This is a genomic window from Algoriphagus sanaruensis, assembly GCF_001593605.1.
GTDB classification, from domain to species: domain Bacteria; phylum Bacteroidota; class Bacteroidia; order Cytophagales; family Cyclobacteriaceae; genus Algoriphagus; species Algoriphagus sanaruensis.
Map to the genome: position 1 here is coordinate 2,957,852 of NZ_CP012836.1, position 22,641 is coordinate 2,980,492.

General features: G+C 42.3%; 21 protein-coding genes. 15 read left to right on the forward strand and 6 right to left on the reverse strand.

What is annotated here, in order from left to right; translation table 11 throughout:
- The first annotated feature begins 24 nt into the window (after positions 1 to 24).
- The 14 genes from AO498_RS13000 to AO498_RS13065 all read left to right on the forward strand — a co-directional run bounded on the left by AO498_RS13000 (position 25) and on the right by AO498_RS13065 (position 15,585).
- The gene (locus AO498_RS13000; RefSeq protein WP_067548425.1) at positions 25 to 609 is read left to right on the forward strand and encodes a peptidylprolyl isomerase; all 585 of its coding nucleotides are present in this window, start codon (positions 25 to 27) and stop codon (positions 607 to 609) included.
- Positions 606 to 1,679, forward strand: a complete 1,074-nt coding sequence (locus AO498_RS13005) for a Gfo/Idh/MocA family protein (protein ID WP_067548428.1) — start codon at positions 606 to 608, stop codon at positions 1,677 to 1,679. The genes AO498_RS13000 and AO498_RS13005 overlap by 4 nt, the downstream gene beginning before the upstream one ends.
- Positions 1,680 to 1,724: 45 nt before the next feature.
- The gene (locus AO498_RS13010) at positions 1,725 to 4,871 is read left to right on the forward strand and encodes a PAS domain S-box protein (RefSeq protein WP_067548431.1); all 3,147 of its coding nucleotides are present in this window, start codon (positions 1,725 to 1,727) and stop codon (positions 4,869 to 4,871) included.
- Between the two features lie 3 nt (positions 4,872 to 4,874).
- Entirely contained in the window at positions 4,875 to 6,884 is a 2,010-nt protein-coding gene (locus AO498_RS13015; RefSeq protein ID WP_067548434.1) for an ATP-binding protein, read from the forward strand.
- A 159-nt stretch (positions 6,885 to 7,043) separates the two neighbouring features.
- Positions 7,044 to 8,093 carry a response regulator gene (locus tag AO498_RS13020; protein ID WP_067548437.1) on the forward strand — a complete coding sequence of 350 codons (1,050 nt, stop codon included), beginning with the start codon at positions 7,044 to 7,046 and terminating at the stop codon, positions 8,091 to 8,093.
- On the forward strand, positions 8,053 to 8,454 hold the full coding sequence (locus tag AO498_RS13025; RefSeq protein ID WP_067548440.1) for a response regulator: 402 nt from the start codon (positions 8,053 to 8,055) through the stop codon (positions 8,452 to 8,454). The genes AO498_RS13020 and AO498_RS13025 overlap by 41 nt, the downstream gene beginning before the upstream one ends.
- An 86-nt stretch (positions 8,455 to 8,540) precedes the next feature.
- Entirely contained in the window at positions 8,541 to 9,299 is a 759-nt protein-coding gene (locus tag AO498_RS13030) for an SDR family NAD(P)-dependent oxidoreductase (protein WP_067548443.1), read from the forward strand.
- A 90-nt stretch (positions 9,300 to 9,389) separates the two neighbouring features.
- Positions 9,390 to 10,253 carry a fumarylacetoacetate hydrolase family protein gene (locus tag AO498_RS13035; RefSeq protein ID WP_067548446.1) on the forward strand — a complete coding sequence of 288 codons (864 nt, stop codon included), beginning with the start codon at positions 9,390 to 9,392 and terminating at the stop codon, positions 10,251 to 10,253.
- Positions 10,250 to 11,074: an amidohydrolase family protein gene (locus tag AO498_RS13040; protein ID WP_067548449.1), complete on the forward strand. Its 825-nt coding sequence runs from the start codon at positions 10,250 to 10,252 to the stop codon at positions 11,072 to 11,074. The genes AO498_RS13035 and AO498_RS13040 overlap by 4 nt, the downstream gene beginning before the upstream one ends.
- A gap of 102 nt (positions 11,075 to 11,176) precedes the next feature.
- Positions 11,177 to 11,947, forward strand: a complete 771-nt coding sequence (locus tag AO498_RS13045) for an L-fucose dehydrogenase (protein WP_067548451.1) — start codon at positions 11,177 to 11,179, stop codon at positions 11,945 to 11,947.
- Positions 11,944 to 13,254 carry an L-fucose:H+ symporter permease gene (fucP, locus tag AO498_RS13050; RefSeq protein WP_067548454.1) on the forward strand — a complete coding sequence of 437 codons (1,311 nt, stop codon included), beginning with the start codon at positions 11,944 to 11,946 and terminating at the stop codon, positions 13,252 to 13,254. Before AO498_RS13045 ends, fucP begins: the two co-directional genes overlap by 4 nt.
- Positions 13,255 to 13,415: 161 nt before the next feature.
- Complete coding sequence (locus AO498_RS13055) at positions 13,416 to 13,751, forward strand: L-rhamnose mutarotase (RefSeq protein ID WP_067548457.1); 336 nt, start codon at positions 13,416 to 13,418, stop codon at positions 13,749 to 13,751.
- A 63-nt stretch (positions 13,752 to 13,814) separates the two neighbouring features.
- Positions 13,815 to 14,732 (forward strand): alpha/beta hydrolase, encoded by a 918-nt coding sequence (locus tag AO498_RS13060; RefSeq protein WP_067548460.1) that lies wholly within the window; start codon positions 13,815 to 13,817, stop codon positions 14,730 to 14,732.
- A gap of 154 nt (positions 14,733 to 14,886) precedes the next feature.
- Positions 14,887 to 15,585: an HAD family hydrolase gene (locus tag AO498_RS13065; protein WP_067550491.1), complete on the forward strand. Its 699-nt coding sequence runs from the start codon at positions 14,887 to 14,889 to the stop codon at positions 15,583 to 15,585.
- 6 nt (positions 15,586 to 15,591) lie between these two features.
- Here AO498_RS13065 and AO498_RS13070 read toward each other — a convergent pair whose 3' ends face one another.
- The 6 genes from AO498_RS13070 to AO498_RS13095 form a co-directional block, all read right to left on the reverse strand.
- Complete coding sequence (locus tag AO498_RS13070) at positions 15,592 to 17,232, reverse strand: FAD-dependent oxidoreductase (RefSeq protein ID WP_067548463.1); 1,641 nt, start codon at positions 17,230 to 17,232, stop codon at positions 15,592 to 15,594.
- A 68-nt stretch (positions 17,233 to 17,300) separates the two neighbouring features.
- On the reverse strand, positions 17,301 to 18,359 hold the full coding sequence (locus AO498_RS13075; protein ID WP_236778600.1) for a DUF6807 domain-containing protein: 1,059 nt from the start codon (positions 18,357 to 18,359) through the stop codon (positions 17,301 to 17,303).
- 3 nt (positions 18,360 to 18,362) lie between these two features.
- Entirely contained in the window at positions 18,363 to 19,724 is a 1,362-nt protein-coding gene (locus AO498_RS13080) for a Gfo/Idh/MocA family oxidoreductase (RefSeq protein ID WP_067548466.1), read from the reverse strand.
- Between the two features lie 110 nt (positions 19,725 to 19,834).
- Positions 19,835 to 20,725: a sugar phosphate isomerase/epimerase family protein gene (locus tag AO498_RS13085; protein ID WP_067548469.1), complete on the reverse strand. Its 891-nt coding sequence runs from the start codon at positions 20,723 to 20,725 to the stop codon at positions 19,835 to 19,837.
- A 73-nt stretch (positions 20,726 to 20,798) separates the two neighbouring features.
- Positions 20,799 to 21,398, reverse strand: a complete 600-nt coding sequence (locus AO498_RS13090; protein WP_067548472.1) for a DUF6624 domain-containing protein — start codon at positions 21,396 to 21,398, stop codon at positions 20,799 to 20,801.
- A gap of 128 nt (positions 21,399 to 21,526) precedes the next feature.
- The gene (locus AO498_RS13095) at positions 21,527 to 21,730 is read right to left on the reverse strand and encodes a hypothetical protein (RefSeq protein ID WP_067548475.1); all 204 of its coding nucleotides are present in this window, start codon (positions 21,728 to 21,730) and stop codon (positions 21,527 to 21,529) included.
- A 491-nt stretch (positions 21,731 to 22,221) separates the two neighbouring features.
- On the opposite strand from AO498_RS13095, the gene AO498_RS13100 reads away from it, so the two are divergent.
- Complete coding sequence (locus AO498_RS13100; RefSeq protein WP_067548478.1) at positions 22,222 to 22,608, forward strand: single-stranded DNA-binding protein; 387 nt, start codon at positions 22,222 to 22,224, stop codon at positions 22,606 to 22,608.
- The last annotated feature ends 33 nt before the right edge of the window (positions 22,609 to 22,641 follow it).

Genomic DNA, 22,641 nt, shown 5'->3' on the forward strand with positions numbered 1-22,641 from the left:
ATAATCAGTTAAAATTATCAAAGCATGTGGACGACGACTGGAATTTTCTGGTTACTTATAATTTTTAAGTTTTTTATTCAGACCGATTTGATCCCAATTGGAGAGATCCAAACTCCCCTTGGCGAAATCTGGATTTATCTAGATGATCGGACGCCAAAACATAAAGAGAGCTTTATAGAACTGGCAGAGGCAGGCTATTGGGATAGCCTTACATTCAATCGAGTAATCCCTGATTTTGTCGCTCAAGGAGGATGTCCAGATACTCCGGAAGGCTTTACTGATCCAGAATATCTTTTAGATCCCGAGTTTCATCCAGAGCTTACCCATACTTATGGTGCAGTAGGTGCAGGCAGAGATGAAAATCCAGGAAAAGTATCCGCTCGATGTCAATTTTATATCGTCCAAAACAAAAAAGGTATCCCAAGGCTAGACGGTAATTACACCATATTTGGAAAGGTGATCAAAGGAATGAACTTGGTTGATCAAATTGTTGCCGTTGAGAGAAATTCTGAAGATGAACCTTTACAACCCATCACAATGGATGTAAATATCAAGTATCTTTCTAAAACTGAAATTCAAAAACTAATCGAATCAAGTCATCAACCATGAATCAACCCATCAAAATACTTGTCGTAGGTTGTGGAAATATGGGCGCATCCCATGCGACTGCTTACCATCATTTTCCTGAGTTTGAAATCTGTGGATTAGTCGCAAGAGGTGAAAGCAAGGTAAGGTTAAACAAAAGCCTAGGCGCCAACTATGCTCTTTTTGAAGATTTTGATCAGGCCTTGAAAGAAACTAAGCCAGATGCAGTTTGTATTTCGACTTATCCCGATACCCACGAAGATTTTGCGATAAAAGCACTTGAAGCCAATTGCCATGTTTTTATCGAGAAACCGCTCGCCGATACCGTCATAGGATGTGAGCGAATTATCGCAAAAGCAACTGAGAAAAATAAAAAAGTAGTGGTGGGCTATATTCTTCGGCATCATCCCTCTTGGATGCGGTTTATTGAGGAAGCTCAGAAACTTGGAAAACCACTCGTCATGCGCATGAATCTCAACCAGCAAAGTCACGGTTTCATGTGGGATGTGCATCGCAATTTGATGAAGTCTTTAAGCCCAATTGTAGATTGTGGAGTGCACTACATCGATGTGATGTGTCAGATGACAAGATCCAAACCAGTTTGGGTTTCGGCGATCGGAGCCAGATTAACCAATGATATTGCATCAGATAATTACAATTACGGGCAACTTCAGATTCGATTTGAAGATGGATCGGTTGGTTGGTATGAAGCAGGTTGGGGTCCTATGATCAGTGAAACAGCTTTTTTTGTAAAAGATGTTTTCGGTCCTAAAGGAGCCGTGTCCATCGTCGCTAAAGATGCCGGAGCAGCCGGAAAATCTGATGACGTGGATTCCCACACCAAAACTGAATCCATTCGAGTCCATCATGCTGATTTGGACGATAAAAACCATTTCACTAAAAAGGATGAGTGGATCGATATGACCGATGAACCCAATCATCAAGAGCTCTGCAATCGAGAACAAGCCTTTTTTCTGAAGGCAATTCAAGAAAATATGGATTTATCAGACCACCTTGCAGATGCCTTAAACAGCTTAAAAATCGCGTTTGCCTGCGATGAGTCAGTCAAAACAGGGGAAGTCGTTCGGCTTTAAATTTCACCCTTCCCAATTCACAATCATTAAAAAAAATCCCGGCACATGGGGAATTCAGAATCGAACTCAAAAAAAGAAACAACAAATAATTCTAGATCATCGCTAGATCAGCAGTTCCTGCATGTAGCTCCTGAAAATGTTGTCCTAATGACTGGGCAATGGGTCATTCAGGATTCTGCCGTTTCTTTTTCTGAAGAGGTATTTCAGCTTTTGGAAATTGATCATTCTTCTGAAGCTTCTTTTGACCTTATCTTTAATCTTATTTGTGAAGCTGAGCCTCAACCCACAATTCACCAATTAAAGAGGCTCATTGAAGGTGAAAATTATTTTCAAACCACCATCTGGATCAAAACGCCAAAAGGGAACAAAAAAAACATCCAAATTGAAGGAAGCACTTTTACACTCCAAGGAATCAAACAAAAAGGCGGATTGATCAAAGTGATTGCAGAGGGTCTGGAATTCTTTACCGACTGCAGAAGAATTGTGACCATTTTTGATTCGATGGACGAGCTTGTCTGGATGGTGAATAAGGAGAATGAGCTTGCCTATGCGAATGAAAGTTTTCAAAAGGAGTTTATGGAACGATATGGCAGTCCACTTCGTCCGAATTCCATCATTCTTGATCGCAATCTTTTAGATTCAGAAGCGATTGAATTTTGGGAAGAATCTTATGCTAGAGCATTCAAAGGAGAGCAATTTTCATTGGTTAGGACGCTTACTATTGATGGGCTTAAAATCAATTCCGATATCCGATTTATTCCGGTAAATGTTGATCATAAAATTTCATTTGTAGCCTGTATTCTCAGAAACATCACCGACAAAATCAAATCTGAGCAGGAAACACATCAATTGATCGAAAAACTCAATCTCTCTCAAAAAATAAGCAGACTGGGATATTGGGAATTTGATCTGGAGACAGAAGAAATCTTCTGGTCAGACGAGGTGTATGAAATCTGGGGAATCCCAAAAAATTCCATAAAACCAAATTTCGAATCCTTCATCCAATCCTTTCCTTCCGAAGACCGAGAAGAATTTGTTCAAGAGCACAGGGCTGCCCTTTCCGGTGAAAGGCCACTCAATGCGATCCACCGAATCATTACCCCGAAAGGAAAAATTAAGTATGTGAGGGAAAAAGGGGAATTATCGTTTTCAGATGGAAAAATACGGTTTATTGGCACGGTTCAAGACATCAGTGAAGAGCATCAGCTAAATAAATTACTGGAATCAAAAACCAAATTGATCAGCAAAACTGCGGAGATCACGCAATCATTTTTGGAAGCAGAAAACTGGGAAGATCGAATGGATGATATGCTCCAAATGATTGGGGAGGCGACAGATGTGGATCGAGCCTCACTCATTCGGATTTACGATTCCAAAGGTGTCATGACCAATGAATGGACAAATGGAATCGCTTCAGCCCAGCTAGATAATCCGGATTATAAGAGTATCCCCGTAGAAGAACACCCCGAAATTTGGCATCTTCTGAATGAAAGGAAGCCATTTTCAATACGAACATCCGATACCAGTGGTGCGACAAAGAAGATTCTTGAAGAGCAATCCATCGTCTCGATTTTGATTGTACCCATTTTTGTCGGAAATGAAATTTTCGGGTTTGTTGTATTAGACAACTGTGACCTAGAACGAGTATGGTCTGAAGATGAAATGAACTTTCTCAATAGTACGACGACCAATCTCGCTTTTGTCATTGAGAAAAAATTTAATCTAGATGAAAACAAGCGGGCTTTGAATGTAAAGAATTCCCTTCTAGAAAGTATTCGAGATTCATTCTATGCCTTAGACAAAAATTACAAGGTCACCTATTGGAATAATGTTCTTGAAAAATTAACTGGCGTCAGCCGATCCGAAATTATCGGTAAGTCTATTTGGGATTATGTCAAAGAAGTTAATTCTGATTTCAGAGAGGCCTATAAAAAAGTGCTCGATCATCAAGAAACGGTCACGTTTGAATCCTTTGACCCTTGGGTAAATAGATGGCTAGATGTGACCATGTATCCGAGTGCGGATGGTCTATCTGCCATCATCCGAGATATCTCTGACAGGAAAGAATCCGAAAATAAAATCAACGAATTCAATGAGCGATTTAAATTAATCTCTCAAGCTTCTACAGATGCCATTTGGGACGTGAACTTCATTACCAAGCAGCATTACTGGGGAGAAGGGTTCGATTACCTTTTTGGAGAAGAAATCGCAGGATTCCATCCGGACAACTCGCGCTGGCTAGAACGGATTTTCCCGGAAGACCGAGATTTTGTCACCAATTATCTGGACCAATGCCTTCAAGATCCTAGTGAGGAATATTTCCAAGTCGAATACCGATTCAGCAAAAAAGGGAAAGGGTTTTTCTATCTCCTTGACCGAGGTATTATCAAACGGGATGAAGATGGAAAACCTACTCGAATGGTAGGAATCATTCAAGATATCACCAATCGTAAGGCCTATGAAGAATCCTTGAAAATCCTCAATAAAGAGCTTTTAGAAGCAAACCAAGAACTAGAAGCAACCAATAAAGAACTGGAACAATTTGCTTTCGTTGCCTCCCATGACTTACAGGAGCCTTTGCGAATGATCAGTAGCTTCTTGGGCTTATTGGAAAAGAAATATAGTCCTGTTTTAGACAGTACGGCTTTAAAGTACATCCATTTTGCAGTTGACGGGGCCAAAAGAATGCGCTCTATCATTTTGGATTTGTTGGAATTTTCAAGGCTTGGAAATATTTCCGAAAAGAAAGTCTGGGCTGAATCCGGAAAATTGGTAAATGACGTGATTCTATTGAATCAGCGGGATATTTCCGAAAAGCAAGCAAAAATCCATCTTGGTACTTTACCAACAATCAATTGTCACCCCAACGCTATCATCCAAGTATTTCAGAATCTAATCAGCAATGGATTAAAATACCAACCTGCTGGTCAAACGCCAGAGATTTGGATTTCAGGAGAGGAATTAAGCGATCAATGGAAATTTGAAATTCGAGACAATGGGATCGGAATAGAAGAAGAGTACTTGGACAAGATCTTTGTCATCTTCCAGCGACTTCATCAGAAGGATCAATATTCTGGAACTGGTATTGGTCTGTCGATTTGTAAAAAAATAGTCGAATACCATGGAGGAAAAATCTGGGCAGAGTCCATTCCTGGACAAGGCTCCACATTCTACTTTACGCTAAAAAAATAGGTTATGGAACGACTCATCAAGCCTATCTTCTCGAGATTCACCAAAAAACCTTTGGTGTCTGGCTTGTTTGTGTTTTTGATCGTCCTATTCAGCACCCAATTTTTGTCATTTCGAGAATATCAAATCCGAATCATCCAAGAGCGAGAAATTGTCAATCAAAAACTGATAGAGGCAAGAAACTCCCTAGATGAATCAATTCATGATGGGATTGCCGCAGCAGAAGTATTATCCATTTTGGTTGAATTCATAGATCCTGTTAAGGATTTTGATTCTATCGCCGGTCGAATCCTCAGCATGAATCCCAAGGTAGATGTCATCCAATATTTGGACAGTACTGGGACTATTGTTGCAATTTATCCTCTTGAAGGAAATGAGAAAGCGCTTGGATTTAACCCACTCCTGGATTCAGCCAACCGAGAAGAATTTGAAGAAACTTTAAGGAGAAAGAGAATTTATTTTTCTGGACCTCAAATGTTGGTACAAGGTGGTGCAGGTATCATCGGAAGACAACCTATTTATAATGAAAAAGGTGATTTTGTCGGAATTGCAGCGGTAATCATCCACTTAGAAGATCTAATGACTGAGTTGAACTTGGCCGATCTTGATTCCTCAAAATTTGGAATTCACTTAAGCAAGCTCATTCCAAACCAAGGTTCAACAGGTAACTTTTTTGAAAAATTACCTGAGACAGATCTAAAAAACAGCCATACTATCAATTCATTTATTCCTGAAGGAAACTGGATGCTATGGGTTTGGGGCAAAGATTCATTCGCTTTGAAACAAACTTTACCAGCCATAATCCTCCGATTTTTAGCCGCAATCATCCTTGGCATCCTAGTTTGGCGTTTGGCAAAAATCCCTTCAATCCTTGAACAAAAAGTCGACGAAAAATCCCATGAATTAATCATGGCTAATGAGCGCTTTGAATTAGCGACCAAAGCTACCTCAGATATGATCTGGGACTGGGATTTGGTTACTCAGGTCACTTATCGTTCTGATCAATTCAAAGAATTACTGGGATATGAGCCTAATGAAACTACCAATGCCAGTTCGTTTTGGGAAGACCTCATTCATCCTGATGATTATCCCAAGGTGATTAAAAACATGGCTGAGTTCTTAAATTCCGACAATTCCTATTGGTCACAGGAGTTTAGAATTCAAAAAATAGACGGCTCTTATTTGTATGTCCTCGATAAAGGGTTTGCGATTCGAGATTCCAGCGGAAAAGCCCTTCGGATCATTGGTGCTACGCAGGATATTTCTTTGCAGAAAAAAGCAGAAAATGATCTTATCGAAGCGAATCTAAAGCTGGGAAATGCGAATCAAGAACTTCAGGCATTTGCTTCAGTAGCCTCTCATGACATGAAAGAACCCCTGAGAATGATCAGCTCTTTTATGTCCCTTCTTCAGACCAAGTATGCGGACACGCTGGACGATAAAGCGCAGCAGTACATCCGTTTTGCAGTGGATGGAGCAAAGCGGCTTACGCAGATGATTAATGACATTCTCGAATATTCCAGAATTGGTTTTGATCCTGATATGTTCGAAATGATCTCCATCAAGGATTTAGTGGAGGAAGTGATCAAATTAAAGTCTGATGTGATCAGTAATTCAGGAGTCAAATTTGACATTGGTCCCCTACCCACCATCAATACCATCCGGGTTCCAATCAAAATTGTGTTCCAAAATTTAATCGGGAACGCCATCAAATACATCACCCCAGGTCAGGAGATTTTAATCACGATTCAAGCCCGAGAACTGGAAGATTACTGGGAATTTGCTGTAAAAGACAATGGAATAGGCATTGACCCTCAATATTTGGAGCAAATTTTTGACCTTCTCAAAAGGCTTCATCCAAAAAGCCAATATCCAGGAACGGGAATGGGATTATCTACCTGTCGAAAAATAGTAACTCAATTTGGAGGTAAAATCTGGGCCGAATCCTCCCCTGGAAATGGAAGTACTTTTTTCTTTACACTGAAAAAAGTTTCGCCGACAACCAATTCTCATTAAACACGGAGATTTTTCACCGTATCATTTCATTCGCATTAAATACTGTGGATTGATTTGAAATCAATTTTTCTGGAGGATTGAGTTAAAAAGTAAACCTTCAAACTTTTCTAAATCTGGGATTTTCTAAGTAATTAGAGAAAAACTTGGCTTTCGAACTCTATGCGAAAAGACAGTACTAATTTTCATATTCTAGTCATTGAAGACAACCTCGGTGATTACTTTTTGATTGAAGAATATTTCTCAGAACATTTCTTTCACCATCAATTGGTGCACGTCGAGACATTTCAAGCGGCCAAACAAAAATTGTCAGAAAGCAAACATGATTGGGATGCAATTTTCTTGGATTTGTCTCTGCCTGACCATGCAGGTGAAAAACTTATCGTCGATATACTCCATTTAGCCGTTGGGGTTCCTGTAATTGCCTTGACAGGATTTTCTGATTTGGATTTCAGCATCAAGTCCCTTTCGCTGGGAATTTCTGACTACCTCCTCAAAGATGAGCTCAACTCACCTATTCTTTACAAAACACTCATCTATGCGATCGAGCGAAAAAAGATCGTTTCTAGACTTCAACAATCGGAAAAAAAGTACAGTGACTTGTTTCAGGTAAGCCCGATTGCCATGTGGGTCTTTGACCGTCAATCCAAAAAAATAGTGGATGTCAATCACGCAGCAGTTAATCAATACGGCTATTCCAAAGAGGAATTTTTAGAGCTCGAACCTTTGTCACTCTGGGAAAATCCAGATTTTAATTCCTTAGAAATCATGCTTCAGGATAGCCGAGCCAACAAAACACTGGAAGAAAAATCACACGTCCATTTCAAAAAAAATGGAGAGAAGATTATCGTTAAAATCGACTCATCCCCCATCTTTTTCAATGATATCCAAGGAGATTTAATCCTGGTAGACGATATCACAGAAAAAACCAGATATATCGAGACGATCGAAAATCAAAACAAAACATTTCATGAAATCGCATGGATTCAGTCGCATGTCGTCAGAGCTCCATTGGCAAGACTCATGGGCATCGTCAATCTGCTCGAAACAGACCACAAAATGGAGCCTCAAGAGGTTACTGAAATGCTAAACTTTATCAAATCATCCGCTTTCGAACTAGACAAAATAATCCGAGAAATCAGCCAAAAATCCGAATCTATTGTAAATCAAAATGGATCAGAACCCGAATCACCCCGAATTAATCCTGATTGACGATGACGAAATTTTATTGGTCATCTTAGAAAAAATGATCTTGATAGTAATTCCAAACTGTTCGATCAAGTCATTCGCAACAGGTACCGCCGCGCTCGATTATCTAAAAGGAATTGAGGATGAGCTAACTCCTCGATTTTTGCTTATAGATATAAATCTGAAAGACATGTTGGGTTGGGAATTTATTTCCCAAGCAGAAGTATTGAATTCAACTAACTTCAAATCGATCGTAATTACCTCATCAGTGAGCGAAAGCAATCCTGTTATTGCAAAACAATACGAATCAGTGATTGGCTTTTTTGAAAAACCGCTCACCATGGATGTAATTCAAAAAATTGTCCAACTTATCCAATCCTATTAAATTCATATAAAGCGCTTTTTGATCTCATAAAAAAAGAACCAAATTGTAAGAATCATATCGGTTCAAACCCAGTAAACCTAAAAACTATGAAACAATTGACCGTACTCATCACCGGTGGGGCAAGCGGCATAGGACTCGCAATGGTCAAAAAATTTGCCGCCGAGGGTCACCACGTATTTTTCATTGATCGTAATCCGGTCGAAGGTTTAAAACTTCAAATGGAAGAACATGAAAAAGGCTTTTCAGTCAAATTTTTAGAAGGGGATATCACAGATTATCAGCAGGTAGAAAAACTTATCGCCACGATTCCAGGAAAACTGAATGTCCTCATCAACAATGCTGGAATTTCACATATCGGAACAGCAGAATCTACCTCGGAGGAGGATTTTGACCGCGTATATGCTGTCAATGTGAAAGGTATGTTTCACTGCATCAAAGCCTCTCTTCCTCGCTTAAAAGAGCATGGAGGGGGATCAATTTTAAACATGTGCTCTGTAGCGGCTACAATCGGAATTCCAGATCGCTTTGCCTATTCCATGACCAAAGGTGCGGCACTTTCCATGACCTTGAGCGTCGCCAGAGATTATGTACAAGATGGCATTCGCTGCAATTGCATTTCTCCAGGTCGCGTCCATACTCCGTTTGTAGATGGATTTTTAGCCAAAAACTACCCGGGAAAGGAAAAGGAAATGTTTGAAAAGCTCGCCGCTACCCAGCCCATTGGACGTATGGGCACCCCAGATGAAATCGCAGAATTAGCCTATTTTATCAGCTCTGACGCTGGAAGCTTCATCACTGGAGCCAATTTCAATAGTGACGGTGGATTTATGGGGCTGAAAATGTAAGAATTGAAAGATTCGAAAATTGGAAGATTGAAAAATAAAAACGCCCCACTCCTAACCAAATAATTTTAGCTTACTCATTATACCTATATCATGAAATTAATTCGATTTGGCGAAGCCGGAAAAGAAAAACCAGGAATCCAAGACGCAACCGGAAGAAACCTTGACTGCTCCAACTTTGGAGAAGACTGGAACGAGGAGTTTTTTGGAAGCGAGGGATTAAAGCGCCTTGAGGATTGGCTAAAAGTAAACCAAGCCAACTTACCAGAGGTACCAAAAAATGCGAGAATCGGATCTCCTGTCGCAAGGCCTTCAAAAATCATCTGCATCGGTCTCAATTACCGAAAACATGCCGAAGAAGCGGGAATGGCAGTACCTGAGGTTCCGATTATTTTCATGAAGGCGTCCTCTTCACTTTGTGGACCTTATGACCCGATTTATATCCCGAGAAATTCCAAACAGACCGATTGGGAAGTAGAATTAGCAGTGGTGATCGGCAAGCGTGCCAAGTATGTCACCAAGGAAAATGCCTATGAATACATTGCTGGCTATTGCCTTCACAACGACGTAAGCGAGCGTGACTTCCAACTTAGACATGGAGGTCAATGGGTAAAAGGAAAAAGTGCCGATCATTTCGCACCCCTAGGTCCAACTTTAGTTACCAAGGATGAGATTCCTGATCCCCACAACCTCAGACTTTGGTTGAGGCTGAATGGCAAAATGCTTCAGGATAGTTCTACCTCAGACTTGATTTTTGATATTCCTACCCTAATAGAGCACTTGAGCCAGTACATGACGCTTTTACCTGGAGATGTCATTTCTACTGGTACTCCCGCAGGTGTCGGCATGGGACTAAAACCAAATCCAAGGTATTTGGAACATGGAGACACGGTGGAGTTAGGAATAGAGGGATTAGGTATTTCTAGACAAATCGCCATCAACGATCCCGAAGCATGAAACTAGACGCCCATCAGCATTTTTGGCATTACGATCCAAAGAGGCAAGAATGGATCACCCCAGAAATGGGCCGGATCAGAAGAAATTTTGTTCCTGCTGACCTTTATCCTTTACTTCAGGAGGTTCAAATCGATGGGTGCATAGCCGTTCAGGCCGAGGAAAGTCTCAGAGAAACTGATTTTCTGCTCGACTTAGCCCAAGAACATGAATGGATTATGGGTGTCGTTGGTTGGGCTGATCTCGGACAAGATAATTTGGATGAAGTCTTGGATCAGTATTCCAATCAGGAAAAATTGGTGGGATTCAGAGAAGTTCTTCAAGCCAAAGACCCCCGATACATGCTCCGTGACGAGTTTGTTCGAGGGATGCAAAAACTAAAAGAGCGAGGCTATACCTACGATTTATTGCTGTTTCCGCACCATTTGGAAGCAGCTCTTGAATTGGTAAAAAAATGTCCTGAACAACGAATGGTCATTGATCATCTCGCCAAACCTTTGATTAAAGACGGAGAATGGAGGGACTGGAAAAAGAAGATCAGTCTTCTAGCAGAGCGAGAAATGATCTATTGCAAAATTTCCGGAATGGTAACCGAGGCAGATTGGAAAAAATGGACCTCGGATGATCTCACTCCTTATATGGAAATTGCCTTGGAACTCTTTGGACCAGAACGATTAATGTTTGGTAGCGACTGGCCTGTATGTCTGGTTGCAGGTGAATATGAGCAGGTTTACAAGGTGGTTGATGATTTTATCAGTCCTCTTTCTCCTTCGGAAAAAGCCAACCTAATGGGTGATTCCGCAGTCCAATTTTATGGAATTTAAACTTTCTTGAAATTACGATTCAAATCCAAGTCCATTAACCTGTCTACTTCATCCACCTTTTCGAAAAACTCTTAGTACGATAACTGAAAACTGATAACAGCTATGATCCTCCACCTACAAGACAAAGTCATCTTAGTTTCTGGCGGCGCCAAAGGAATTGGAGGAGCTATTTCCAAGGGACTCATTGAGGAAGGTGCAATTCCAGTAATTATCGATCCATCCGAAAAAGAGGCGAACGAGCTAGTCAAGAAAGCTTCGGGAAAGGCGCTTCATATTCCCATGCGATTGGTGAGTGCTGAAGATTGTCAATCAGCCGTCAATCAAGCTTTAAATACATTTGGAAGAATAGACGGAATCGTAAATAATGCGGGCGCAAATGACGGGGTAGGATTGGAAAAAGGAAACCCAAAAGCTTTTGCCAAATCCATTGCCACGAATCTTTATCACTACTATTACTTAGTTCATTTTGCGCTACCTGAATTAAAGCGAAACCAAGGAGCAATTGTCAATATTTCTTCCAAAACAGCCGTCACTGGACAGGGAGGGACATCAGGATACGTTGCCGCAAAAGGTGCCCAACTTGCCTTGACAAGGGAATGGGCGGTCGAACTCCTTCCCTATCGCATCCGAGTGAATGCAATCCTTCCAGCTGAGGTGTACACCCCGATGTATGAACAATGGATCCAAAGCTTTCCAAATCCAGAAGAAAAACTTGCCGAAATCAGTCGGAGAATTCCCCTTGGTCAGCGAATGACCACCCCTGAAGAAATTGCTTCCATGGCATTATTTCTTCTTTCCGATAAAGCCTCTCACCTCACCGGACAGCATCTCTATGTGGACGGTGGCTATACCCATCTTGACCGAGCCTTATGACCCAAAAACCTGCTCTCGTACCCAAAAACCTCCTCATCCCTTTTATCCTGATCACCTCACTTTTCGCGCTGTGGGGTTTTGCCAATGACATCACCAATCCCATGGTGGCAGCATTTAAGCGAGTACTGGAATTAAATAATACCCAAGCTTCTTGGGTGCAATTGGCTTTTTATGGAGGCTATTTTACCATGGCGCTACCTGCTGCCTTTTTCATTAAAAAATATTCTTATAAAACAGGCGTACTCTTGGGCTTAGGTCTTTACGCTTTTGGAGCTATCTTGTTTTATCCTGCGGCGGCTTGGGAAAGCTATGGCTTTTTCCTTGCAGCTTTATACATTCTAACCTTCGGACTGGCATTTTTGGAAACTACCGCCAATCCCTACATTCTTTCCATGGGCCCAGAAGCGACAGCGACCCAGCGTTTGAATTTGGCACAGGCCTTCAATCCTATGGGAGCTTTGGCTGGATTATTTGTAGCAAAAACATTTATCCTCAACGCGCTGCAGAGCAATAACACCGATGACAGCGGAAATTTGATTTATTACACCCTCGATGCTACAGCTAAGGCCGCAGTCAAAAGCAATGACCTAATGGTGATTCGTAATCCCTATGTGATTTTGGGCTTGGTGGTGATTGCGATTTTGGTGGTGATCACCTTGGTCAAAATGCCTGAAAACAAGGATTCTCATGGTAAAATTGACTTTGGACCTACCATGAAGCGCTTGTTCAAAAACCGAAATTTTGTAGAAGGCACCTTGGCTCAAATGTTTTATGTGGGTGCCCAAATCATGGTTTGGACCTACATCTATCAGTATGCGGAGTCCATTGGAATTACCACCTACCATGCAGTCAACTATGCCTATGCCTCCTTGGGAGTATTTTTGATTGGCCGCTGGGTATGCACGGCTTTGCTTCGAGTTTTGCCACCTGCAAAGCTTCTCGCGGGATTTGCCCTTTTGGCAATGGTATTTACGCTGGGTGCAATTTTCATTCAGGGAATTATGGGCTTGTATAGCTTGGTGGGAATCAGTTTTGCCATGTCTTTGATGTTCCCTACCATTTATGGAATCGCCTTAGAAGGCCTGGGCGAAGATTCAAAATTTGCTGCAGCCTATTTAGTAATGGCCATCGTAGGAGGAGCTATCATGCCTACTTTGCAGGGAATGATTTTGGATTTCGGAGGTACTGGGTACACGGATGTAAAAATTCTCGGAGTTCCTGAGGTTAATTTCTCCTTTGTCTTACCGCTGTTTTGCTTCCTAATGGTTTGGCTGTTTGCGGCTAGAGTGAAAAAAGTGGGGAGTTAAGGAGTTGGGAGGTATGGGAGTTTGGAGGGTGTAGGGCTTAGAAAGACTAAATTGGAAAATGTTAAATACAAGTACTGAAGACCACAATTAATTCAAGATTTAAGGATGACCTATGAGTTTTCAATAGGTCACGTAAATCAAAAATCATAATTCGTAAAACCATGCAAGCCTTCCTCCTAATCTGCGATTTGAAAGATGAACCTGAAGCCATTCAAGCATATGTGGAATGCCATAAAACGGTAGCTCCGGAAATTCTTGAAAGTATCCGAGTGGCAGGGGTTATCCGGATGAGTATCTACCGATGGAGAAACAGATTGAGCATGATACTCGAAGCCGAGGATGATTTTAGCTTTGAAAAGAAAGCCAAATTGGACAACGCCAATCCGAAAGTTCAGGAATGGGAAGCCTTTTTGGGACAATTTAAAACCAACCTTCCTGGCACTCCTGCTAATTGGCGCTGGGCACTATGCGAGAAGATATTTGAATTTAAAGTATAAACTCGTTTGTGAGATATCCTAAGTAAGATTTGAAATTGTAGAAATTAGAATGCCCTTTATCCTATGAAAAAACCCATCCTAACCCTTGCCTTGATGCTGTTGTCTTTGCTGACTTTTGCACAAAATCATGTCATTCCTCTTTGGGAAGGTACGCCTCCTCTCCAGAATCCTTCAGATCTCAAGGAAGAAGCAACCCAACAAGGAATTCTTCGCATTGCCAATGTGCAAACTCCAAGCATTGAGGTCTATCTCCCAACCAAGCAAATTGCAACTGGTGAAGCTGTGGTGATTTTTCCGGGAGGTGGCTATGGAATCTTAGCTTATGATTGGGAAGGAACTGACTTTGCCAAATGGCTAAATGCCCAAGGAATTGCAGGAATCGTGGTCAAATATCGACTTCCAATTTCCAAGTCATTGACAGATCCAAAAGAGGTTCCATTGATGGATGCACAGCGTGCCATTCGCCTAGTCCGCCAAAATGCGGAAGCTTGGAGTATAAATCCATCCAAAATCGGAGTGATGGGATTCTCTGCCGGTGGTCACTTAGCTTCCACAGTTAGTACTCAATATACCCATGAGGTAAATCGTTCAAAGGATGCAATTGACGCCCTTTCGGCAAGACCTGATTTTTCGATTTTGGTGTATCCTGTGATTTCCTTTCGAGACGCGGCTGTTCATTCAGGTTCAAGGAAAAATCTGATCGGGGAAAATGCTTCTCAAGAGCTGATGGACCGTTTTTCAGGAGAACTCAATGTCAATGCTGAAACTCCTCCAACATTCTTGGTTCATGCTCAGGATGACAAAGGCGTGCCAATTGAAAATTCCTTGCTTTACTATCAAGCCCTTCATAAAAACGGAGTAAAGGCTTCCTTACATATCTATCCAAGCGGAGGTCATGGCTTTGGGTTTGGATTGGGAAAAGGAGCTGTGGAAGGATGGAGAGACGTTTTGTTGGCTTGGATGAAAGAGACGATTCAATAGGTAGAGGACAGTCACAGGTTTCAGTGATCAGTCGCAGTTTTCAAGATATTGTCAACAGTCCACAGTCAACTGATTTTAGTACTTGAAGATTTAAGATTGCATGTAATTTTACAGAATGGTGGACCGTGGACTGTCTACCTTTGACATAAAAACAATGCCTATTAAAGTAATTGCCTTCGACGCAGATGACACCCTTTGGGTAAATGAACCTTTTTTCCGTGAGGCTGAGGAAAAGTTCGCCAGCCTTTTGGAAGATTTTATGCCTCAGCATGCCATCATGAAGGAGCTCTATCGAACTGAAATCGACAACCTTCCGCTGTATGGCTATGGAATCAAGGGGTTTATGCTTTCTCTGATCGAAACAGCTCTCCGCATTTCTGACCACAAAGTTCCGGTTACCCTTATTGATAAGGTGATTAAAATCGGGCAAGAAATGCTCGAAAAGCCGGTCGAGTTACTTCCTGGAGTAGAAGAAGTCTTGCAATCGCTCAATGGGGATTACCGAATGGTCCTCGCGACCAAAGGGGATTTGGTTGATCAGGAACGGAAACTTCGCAAGTCAGGCTTGGAAAAATATTTTCACCACATCGAAATTATGAGTGAAAAGCGAGTAACGGATTACGAAAAACTAATCAGGCATTTGGACATCAAGCCTTCTGAATTTTTGATGCTTGGAAACAGTCTTAAGTCCGATATACTTCCTGTTTTGGATTTAGGAGGATTCGGGATTCACATTCCTTTTCACACCACCTGGATTCATGAGCAGGTTGAGCATACTGTCGAGCATGAACGGTTTTTTGAAGTGGGAAATATTGGAAAAGCAGTGGATTTGATCCGAGGAATTGATGCTTAATCCCGGTCAATTCTCCAACACCTGCTTCTCTTCGAGTAAGACCTTTCGAAGCTTCTCATAGGCCAAATCCTGAACGGCTATGCCTTGCTCGATTGCCAAGACTGCAGCGGCAGCGGCACTTTGACCTAGAATCATAAAGACAGGTTCCATCCGAATCGATCCAAATGCAGTATGCGAGCTAGACACACAAACGGGTACCAATAAATTGGTGCATTCTTCTTTCTTGGGAAGTAAAGTTCCATAAGAAATCGAATAGGGTTGCTTCGGATGCACACCGATATCACCTTCATTTTGGACAAAGCCCCCAGCTGTCACAAATCGCTGTGTATTATGGGAATCTAAGGAATACGAACCCATTCCGACGGAGTGAGGAACGTCCTTTGCTCCCAGCACATCGTGTTCAGTCATGACATAAGCACCAAGCATTCGACGAGCTTCACGAACATAAATCTGGTGAGGCCAATTTCCATTATCCACAAATTCATCTTTTGCCAATCCGTATTGAGCCATTTGTTCTCGCACCTTTTCCGGAACTCTAGCATCATTGCCTAAGAAATACATCAACCCTTTTTGGTAATCCTCGTGAGCTTGGATGATTGCTTGGCGTTCTTCATAGCTTGCCTCAGGATAGGCATAATTTTTCCCGATGTAATCGGTGCTAAATGGACCATGATTATTTGTGTCTGTTTTCAAATTGGGGATAGGATCAAATTTCCAAAAAGTCTCATCCCAGCCTGCAGCATACACTCGAGCCAATAATTCATAACGGGTGGAATCGTAATTTTCAGGTCTCGGAAAAGGAACCCGATTGTCAGGATGCCGACTCAACGCCATCCGGAAATTATAAGCCTGCAATCGATGATCCCCTTCCCCATTTTGCCCTGGAGGCTCAGAAGAAATCTCAGGTAAAAGTCCACTGCTCGGATCTCCGGTAATTCGGTATGCGGAAATGGAATCATAGAAATAATGATTGTGTTGAAAAACGCCCACTTGAACTCCGTTCCAGGTTTCTCTATACTGTGCATTTGATTCTCGTCCTACGGTATAGTTCACCCCCGCAGCCGCCATCAGGTCTCCTTCATAGGTTGCATCGATAAACACTTTTCCTCGGTATCTCTTCCCAGAAAGCGTTTGAATCTCAGTGATTTTACCTTCTGCCTTTTGCACTCCCTTTACCCGATCCAACCATTCATTACGGTGGATTTCCAGCCCATATTCTTGGACAAAATCCTCAAAAACCTGTTCAGCTACATGAGGTTCAAAAATCCACATCGTCCGATTTTCACCATCAATAGCAGGAGTTCCTTGCCCCTTATTTCCGTATTCATCCCGTGTTTGCCACTTCCAGGCAGAGTCCTGGGCATAGTGTAAATAGACTCGATGATAAAACTCCCTAGCCAATCCACCAATTACCGCCTTATTCCCAGTATCAGTGAATCCCAATCCCCCTGAAGACAAGCCTCCCAAATGAATATCCGGAGATACTACCAAGACTGACTTTCCCATTTTCTTTGCTTGGATGGCAGCGGTAATCGCTGAAGAAGTCCCGCCGTAGACAATGATATCGGCCTCAAAAAGCTCCTGATCATTGGATGAACATGAGATCAAAAAGAGAAAAGAGAACAGGGAAATAAGTAAAACTCTCATAGGAATGGATGGAGCGTAATGAGTTAACTAGTAATGTGTTTTGATCCTTGAACTTTGGTTACTGATCGTTAATCCTTTGCAAAACTATCCGCTTTTGAATTTAGCAATTCATTATCGGGATGAGCTTCAGAAAAGATCAAAATTTGGTAGCGGAATGTCACGGATTGACCTGGTGCAAGACCAAAATTCAAGGTTTCTTTCCCTCCGCTAAGCTCTTTTTGTCCAAGTGGATTTGCGGAAAATAAGCCATAACCTCTAGCATGCCAATAGGTAGGATAGCCGGGATTGGAGGGATGATCCAAAATCACCAAGGACACCTTTTCATTTTCGAGTTTTCCATCCAAGCTCACCCAATTTCCGCGTGTTCCCCAAACATCATCCCCTTCTTTTCCTGCACTGCTTCGATATTTCCCGGTTACTCCCTCATTGTTCAGGCTTGCCACTGTTGTTGGAATTCCATTCGCATCGGTGAAAATTTCAGGCTTATCGGAAGGATGCTCTAACGCTCTTGCCACTCGAATCGCAAATACACCTTCTTTATTATCTTTCATGGAAACCGGTTGGTCCTGCGCGGTCAAAGTAGTCACCCTCGTTATACTCTGCTGATTTCCTTGAGCCGAAAAAAGAAAGGTAGTTTTCTCTTGAAGCAAAACGCGACCATCCGGCGCTTTCCAATCCATGGTCACGGTTAATTCAGCGCCGTTCGAAGTTTCTTTGCTTTCCGTAATTCCGGTATGAACAATGGTGCCGTACTTGTGCTTTTGGTTGGCTGGAATTGCATCCGAATTATTCCAAAAATCTAGTCCATTGACATCTCCATAATTCATCCAATGTCCAATATGATGCGGATGATCCACCCGCTCACCTGGCTTAGGATTAAGTGGGAAGCCCCGAGTCAGTTCATTTCCTTCAGCAGAAATTAGCGGATATAGGACAGGCTTCGCAATAGTACTTGGATAATAATAGGCCGTAAAAAGCTCACCATTGACCAAAACCTCCACTTTTTGCTCTGCATCCTTACGAACCAATTGGATGGATTTTTTTGACTCTTGTGCCTGTGTCATTCCTGAAAAAAGGGACAGCAGCACAACTGCCATCCCCCATTGAAGTTGCTTAAATCGAATCATTACTTAGTATTGGAATGGTTTTCCTCCTGCCAAGACTTCCTGTTTTTCTTCATCGAAGGTCACAAACTGACCTGTCCGCAAAGCAGCTGTGGTCATGATATTGGCAATGGAATGATTGTATCCAGCCATCACGTCTGCATTTGGCTTTTGTCTGGTGCGCACGCAATCCATCCAGTTGCGCATGTGAGAAGAAGTCAGTGGATCTGCTCCGGTATTGGCGCCTGTTTCCACCTTTACTGCTTCTCCCAATTTCATTTCAGGAAGGCGATTTTCCTTCAATCCCATCGACTCAGCCTGCCCCTTGCTCAATCCTCCATTTGGGGTAATCATATTGGTATCCAAATTCAATTCTCCCCCATTGGAATAATAAATTTCCTTAGTTCCACCGGCTGAATTGGTAAATCTGGAAGAATAAATCACTTGGAATCCTTTGCTTGGATCGTTGAGTGGTCCATAATCAAATACCGCCGTCATCGTATCAAAATTCTGACGCCCGTCTTTCCAAAGGTAAATCCCTCCGTTGGCAGCCACACTTCTTGGATGTGGCAGATCAGTAAACCAATGAACCGTATCAATTTGATGGGCCATCCACTGTCCGGGAATTCCAGAAGAATACGGCCAAAACAATCTGAACTCTAAATACTTTCTAGGATCCCACTCCGCTTTGGGACGATTCATTTGGTAACGGTCCCAGTCGGTATCCTCTTTTCGAATTTGACTTGCCAATTCCTGTCTTCTCCATCTTCCGGGTTGATTGACATTCCAAGTCATTTCAACCGCCACGATATCCCCAAATTTTCCTGCTTTGATAAATTCATTTGCCTGATGGTAGTTCAAGCCACTTCTTCGCTGGGAACCCACCTGCACGATTTTCCCCGTTCTCAAAACGGCTTCTTTTGCAGCCCGTGCATCGGCCATCGTCTCTGCAAATGGCTTTTCGACATAGACATCTCTTCCTGCCTCCACGGCTTCTTTGCAATGTAAGGCATGCTGGAAGTCAGCCGTGGAAATAATTACTGCATCCACGTCCTTTCGGTCATAGAGCTCATCGTTGTTTCGGCAGGCAGCAATAGAAACCCCGGCTTTTTCTTTGATAAAGGCCTGCGCCTCATCTCGTCTTCGATTCCAGAGGTCTGACACTGCCGAAAACTCAAAGTTCATTTCCTTGGCATGACCTTGCATGGCAGGAATCAATGCTCCCCGGCACCGGTCGGAAAATCCAACGATGCCTACGTGGACACGGTCATTGGCTCCCAAAATTCTACTATAACTTTTGGGAGAAAAGGCCATCGCGCCTAAGCTAAGCCCGGCGGTGGTGAGTGCGGACTTCTTGAGAAAGTCTCTGCGAGATTGATCTGAATTCATGGTTATTGGGTTTTTGTTTTTATGATCGTATAATGAGTTTTTAAATCCCCCTTACCCCCTTTTTAAAGGTGGAATTAGCCGAGTTATTGACTTTGAAAATAATTCCTGATTCAAAGCTTGGACCTCGCTATTAAATTTTGAAAGATTTCCTTTTGCTCACGCAAAGCTTGAATTCGATCTGCAGGTTGAGTACGCGCTTCCAACAGAATCCAGCCTTCGTAATCCATTTGATTAAATAAGCGGAAAAGGTCCTGATACGGGTAAGTGCCAACATTGAATTCCCGAACGTGCACGGTATCTCCAAACCATTTTTTCACCGAATTGAAGTTGGCTTCCAAACCTGGAGGCAAGAGATCTTCGGCATTGCAGTTCCAGCAAATTTTGACATTGGACTCGGTAACCTGATCAAAAATCGCCTTCATCACCGGTAGCTCTTGGGTGTGTTGTCCATGCACTTCCACCCGGATCAATTGTCCGAAGTCCTGAGCAAATTTTCCGACTTCATTAAAAGAAGCTGCGATTTGGGCGATCGTTTTTTCTTTGGGAACCTCTGCTGGCAAAAAGTTGGGTTTCACCTTGATTCCCGTAGCTCCGATATCATGACAAAGTTGGATATAGGCCTTCGTCCCTTCGATATTTTGTTTAAGCTTTTCGGAATCTGGGCTATGGTATTCGTAATTGGACCCATACCCCAAACAAGTCACAGGACTATCTGCAAAGCGTTTTTTGACCTCGACCCGCTGGGTTGGAGACAGTGCGGTTTCTACTCCGTGCGCATGCTGGGTACGAAGTTCCACTCCAAGTACTCCTGTTTTTTCACAATTGGCGATTAGGGTTGGCAAATCCCAATCCTTGGCCCATTCGTAGGTGACCAGGCCAAATCGCATTTTGGATTCAGCATGAGCTGAAAAACTAGTAAGCAGCGGTAAAGCGGCCAATCCTAGGCCTGCGTTGAAACTTTGCTGAAGAAAAATTCTTCGGGAGAGGTCCTTTGAGTTCATTCACTTAAAATAGGCAGAAATGCCCGGCGGACTTCCCTGAAGTGTCTGGAAATTGCGGAAACGATTGAGGAGTTTAGGAAATCCAACCCACCGATCTTTTCCAGCGATCGATTTCTTGTTTCCGACTCCACCAATCAGTGGGAGGATTTTGATTTTCCAATTCGGCTTGATGTCGAATTAGTGCCGTTTGCTCTTCCAAGGTAGTTAATCCGATGGCGCTCCTCCTTTGATTTACTTCTGAGGGATTTTCAATTTCATTGGGCACCAATTGCCCTTGATCGTTCCAGTCAAACTGGGTTCCGTAGGATTGTGGTTTTCCCTCTAGGACTGCGATTCGGTCCCCCAAATACGCCAAATCCTTGGCTGAAACTTGGTGATTTTGAACTTCAACTTCCAAAAGTTGAAGGCAATTTTTCATAAAAGTGGGTTGCTCGATCGAATGCTGGACGATCAACCAGGCAGCTTCGCTCGCCTCCTGCCCCACTAGCACTTGGGTGGGATAGCCGATCTTTTGGATAATTTGCTCCAATTGCTTGGTATTTCGGAGATGAACCTTTTTCATTTCCGGATTATACCCCTTCCCCAATTGTCCATTTTGAATCAATCTTTCCCGAACCGCCAAATCTTCATTTCTCATTTCGATCAGCAATTCAGCTATTTCAGGGTAAATCATAGGATAAGATTTTTTTATTAACCGATACTCCTTTTAAAAAAACGAAAAGCAATTGAAGATCATGAATTAAGACAATTTTGCAATGATGGGAATCTTTCAAGGCAAGTCGTACCCCTTTTTTGAATTTGCTATTCTTTTTCCTTTCTCATCATAATCGAAATTCCGATCCATCCCTCAGTGGGAAAGGTCGTTGTTTCAACAAATTCCCAACCTTCCGATTCATATTCAGAAGCCTTGAGCAGCGCAGGTGTAAAATCCAGAAAATCATTCGTTTTTAGATCCTTAGCATTGATGGATTGAAAAGCCTCTTGGGTAGAACTGATTTTGAGCACCTTCGAAGATTGTACTATGGTAAGGTAGTCGAATGTCTTTTTTTGTGGATTACTCGTAAATCCTACGATAAATGCAGTCAGTAAAAAGCTGTCCCGAGTACAAGTAATTTCTTGGTCATGATTTTTTGATTTGAAGTCCCTAAGTCCTTACGCCAACGTTAGGCGGCTAGGTAAGTTGGTAAAATGGACACTAAAATCTGGCAAGACTCCATTCCAATTAATTTGGGATCGATTGGAGAAAAAGAATAGCCAAAAGAATTTTGGGTGGTAGCTAACTCATTTATAAACGTAACTAAACCTAATTATTTCTTTTTATTTAAAAAATCCATTTCTAGCCAATCAGGGAAGTTTATCCGACAACAAACGACTACAATCGAATACAAACACTTAGCTACCGACTTACTTTTTTCCCTTCCCCCAACTTTGGTCCATCAGTTCTCCTCTAGCGGAAATTGTTAAACCAAATCTTTCACACTTAATCTTTTAAAATTATGAACGCGCTAAGAAACAAAGTTCAACTCATCGGTCGCCTAGGTGCCAAAGTCGAAATCAAAAACCTAGAAAATGGTAAAATCGTGGGAAATGTAAACATTGCCACAGACGAGGTGTACCGTAATGCAAAAGGTGAAAAAATCACCGAGACTACCTGGACGCATCTCGTCATCTGGGGCAAGAATGCGGAGATCTTGGAAAAATACACCGACAAAGGCTCCGAAATCGCCATCGAGGGTAAGCTATCCAATCGCTCCTACACCGACAAAAACGGGGAGAAGAAATACATCACCGAAGTAGTTGTCAATGAAATCCTGCTCTTGGGAGGCGGACCTAAAGCTGAAAAAGCCCAGTTCGAAAAAGCAGAAGCAGACCTTCCGTTTTAAATTATAATCTTCACCAAGTAAACCTTGACAATA